The 1,466-nt window shown below is 70.2% G+C and carries 3 protein-coding genes; all 3 read left to right on the top strand.

All coding sequences use genetic code 11. The features are described 5' to 3' along the window. Positions 1-463, top strand: a 463-nt coding sequence (locus ON39_RS08645; RefSeq protein ID WP_303621522.1) for an AfsA-related hotdog domain-containing protein, incomplete at its 5' end; no start/stop codon positions are given. An 89-nt stretch (positions 464-552) separates the two neighbouring features. After that, positions 553-1,146 (top strand): TetR/AcrR family transcriptional regulator, encoded by a 594-nt coding sequence (locus tag ON39_RS08640; protein WP_040732794.1) that lies wholly within the window; start codon positions 553-555, stop codon positions 1,144-1,146. Next, positions 1,143-1,466: FAD-dependent oxidoreductase (locus ON39_RS08635; protein ID WP_040732792.1), on the top strand; the 324-nt coding region annotated here is incomplete at its 3' end. The genes ON39_RS08640 and ON39_RS08635, both read left to right, overlap by 4 nt.

The raw sequence follows: 1,466 nt of genomic DNA, 5'->3' as shown, positions 1-1,466 counted from the left end.
AGGTAGAGCACGGGAATGCCGGGCCCGCCGATCGGTATCGGAAGTGTTCGTGTGCGACCGCGCTCGCATCGCGCCCGAGCTGTTCGTGATCGCCGTCCAGCTGCCACGGGCGCATTCGCTCTGGTCGGACGGGCATTACGAATATCACGACACCTTGATGGCTGCCGAAGCCGTCCGTCAGGCGGCGATCATGTCCGGGCATGACTTCTTCGAGATCGCGCCCGAAACCGTCATGGTGGCACGGTCTTTCGACCTGGCGGGGCGACGGTCTCGCCACCCGCGCTGCCGACATTGTCGGCCGAAGTATCGCCACCGCGAGATGCTCGCCGAGCGAGACCTGCGGGCGCCCCGCCCGCAGCGACAACTGGAACTGATGGCGCGGCGCGAAACCGCCCGACGCGCCGGAGCCGATGCCTCGCCGGGGTACTTCTGCGTCTCGACCATGCGTTACAGTTTGACATAGAATGTCAAGCAGTAACGAACCGAGGTGACGCCTTGACCGCTCCGGACCCCGCAGGCGACGGCTCAGCAGCCGACGACGCGCCCTCCGCCATCGACCTCGCGATCTTCGACGCGGCCCGCCGCTGCGTCGAGGAGTTCGGCGTGCGTCGCACCACCCTCACCGAGGTCGCCAGGCGCGCGGGCGTGAGCAGGCCGACCGTCTACCGGCGCTGGCCGGATACCGGCGCGCTGGTCGCCGAGCTGCTGGTGCGTGAGCTGCGCGCGATCGTCGCCGCCACCATGCCGAGCGCGGGTGCGGGCCGGACCCGATTGGTCGCGGGCATCGTCGCGGGCGCGGGGAAGGTTCGCTCGAATCCGTTGTTCGGCAAGATCTTCCGCACCGACACCGATCTGATGCTCACCTACGTCTTCGGCAGGCTCGGCCGCAACCAGCGCGCGCTGATCGAGTTGTTCGCCGAGGGCATCCGGGAGGGCCAGCGCGACGGGTCCATTCGCGACGGCCATCCCGAGCACCTGGCCACCATGCTCCTGCTGATCGCCCAGTCCGCGGTCCAGTCGGCGGGCACGGTCGCCCCGCTGCTGGCCGGCGCCGACCTCGACACCGAGCTGGCCAACGCCCTCGACGGCTACCTCGCCCCCACCGACCGACCCGGCACGTCCGACCACGGAAAGGCACTGCGATGACCAGGAATTCGGTTGTCACCGGCGACTCCTCGCTCAACGCCGAGCGGCGCGCCCGCGAGCTGCGGCGGCTCGGCGACGAAGGCGAGATCGACGTCCTGGTGATCGGCGGCGGCGTCACCGGCGCCGGCGCGGCGCTCGATGCGGCCGCCCGCGGGCTGCGCACCGTGCTGGTGGAGCGGCATGATCTGGCGTTCGGGACCAGCCGATGGAGTTCGAAGCTGGTGCACGGCGGGCTGCGGTACCTGGCGAGCGGTCAGGTCGGCGTCGCGCACGAAAGTGCCGTGGAGCGCGGCATTCTGCTCCGCACCACCGCGCCGCAT

The organism is Nocardia tenerifensis NBRC 101015, from assembly GCF_000308715.1.
GTDB classification, from domain to species: Bacteria; Actinomycetota; Actinomycetes; order Mycobacteriales; family Mycobacteriaceae; genus Nocardia; species Nocardia tenerifensis.
The sequence above is the reverse complement of the archived record's forward strand: the minus strand, read 5'-3'. Positions and strand labels throughout refer to the sequence as shown.